The sequence below is a fragment of the Luteibacter sp. P4_E6 genome, from assembly GCF_056401535.1.
Map to the genome: position 1 here is coordinate 1 of NZ_JBFUJE010000684.1, position 1,812 is coordinate 1,812.

Consider the following 1,812-nt stretch of genomic DNA (forward strand, 5'->3'; position numbering starts at 1 on the left):
GTTCTGCGTTCCCTTGCCACGGCTGTCGCCAGGGCCGAGGGCGATGAGCGCCTGGCGCTGCTGCTCGCCGACAGCACGCTGGAGCTGATGACGGCGACCGATCCGCGTGTTCGTTCGACGGTCACCGAATCGTTCCAGCTCGAAGTCGATCGGCGTGAGGCGGGTTTCGCCAGCTGGTACGAATTGTTCCCGCGCTCGATGACCGATGACAAGACGAAGCACGGCACCTTCCGTAACACGATCGCCCGCCTGCCGGCGGTTCGTGACATGGGCTTCGACGTACTCTATTTCCCGCCGATCCATCCGATCGGCACGGCCTTCCGAAAGGGACCGAACAACACGTTGACACCGGGCCCCGATGATCCGGGCAGCCCCTATGCCATCGGTTCGCCGGAGGGTGGCCACACGGCGATCCACCCGCAGCTGGGCACGCTCGACGACTTCCGCGCACTGCGTGACGCCGCTCACGAGCACGGCCTGGAACTGGCGCTCGATTTCGCCATCCAGTGTTCGCAGGACCACCCGTGGTTGAAGGAACATCCCGAATGGTTCGACTGGCGACCGGACGGCAGCATCCGTTACGCGGAGAACCCACCGAAGAAGTACCAGGACATCGTCAATGTCGACTTCTACGCCGAAGGTGCCGTGCCGTCGCTTTGGCAGGCACTGTGCGATGTCGTGCTGTTCTGGGCCAATGAGGGCGTGCGCACCTTCCGCGTGGACAATCCKCACACCAAACCCTTCCCGTTCTGGGAGTGGATGATCGCCCGCGTCCGCGCGAAGTATCCCGATGCGCTGTTCCTCTCCGAGGCGTTCACCCGCCCCAAGCCGATGTATCGCCTCGCCAAGGTCGGTTTCAGTCAGTCGTACACCTATTTCACCTGGCGCAACTCCAAGCAGGAGTTCGTCGACTACCTGACCGAGCTGACGACTACGCCGCCGAAGGATTTCTTCCGGCCGAACTTCTTCGTCAATACGCCGGACATCGATCCTTATTTCCTGCAGACCTCGGGCCGTCCCGGTTTCCTTATCCGTGCGGCGCTGGCGACCACGCTGTCCGGTCTGTGGGGCATGTACTCCGGTTTCGAGATCTGCGAAGCCGCGCCCATGCCTGGCAAGGAGGAGTACCTGGACTCGGAAAAGTACGAGATCCGCGTCCGCGACTTCAACGCCCCGGGCAATATCGTCGCTGAGATCACCCAGCTCAACGCCATCCGCCGCGCACATCCAGCGCTGCAGAGTCATCTCGGTGTGCGCTTCCTGCCTGCGAACAACGCCCAGGTGTTGTTCTTCGAGAAGCGCTCCGGCGACGACGTGGTCCTGGTAGCCATCAGCATGGATCCGCATAACGCCCAGGCTGCCGACCTTTCCCTGCCGCTGGCCGACTGGGGCTATGCCTCCGACGCCCAGCTCGATATCCACGACCTGCTTCACAACCAACCCATCGCCTGGCGCGGCGCCGATCAGCATGTGTGGCTCGGCCTCGGCCAGCCCTATGCGATCTGGCACGTGCGGCTTCCCGGAGTCTGATCCATGGCTACACGCGCCAAAGCAAAAAAACAGGCCGCCGCTCCCGATTTCTCGAGCGACCCGCTCTGGTACAAGGACGCCATCATTTACCAGGTGCATCTGAAGTCGTACTTCGACTCCAACGATGACGGTGTCGGTGACTTCCAGGGCCTGATCGAGAAGCTCGACTACATTGCGGAGCTGGGCGTGAACACGCTCTGGCTGTTGCCTTTCTATCCGAGCCCCCGGCGCGACGATGGCTACGACATCGCCGAGTACAAGGCGGTGCACGAGGACTATGGC

Annotated in this window: 2 protein-coding genes; both read left to right on the forward strand. The window is 62.6% G+C overall.

Translation table 11 applies throughout. The annotated features are described in order from the left end of the window. The coding region (locus tag AC1DT2_RS22370) for an alpha-amylase family glycosyl hydrolase (RefSeq protein ID WP_477298821.1) at nt 1-1,530 on the forward strand (1,530 nt) is incomplete at its 5' end. A 3-nt stretch (nt 1,531-1,533) separates the two neighbouring features. Next, the coding region (locus AC1DT2_RS22375) for an alpha-amylase family glycosyl hydrolase (RefSeq protein ID WP_477298822.1) at nt 1,534-1,812 on the forward strand (279 nt) is incomplete at its 3' end.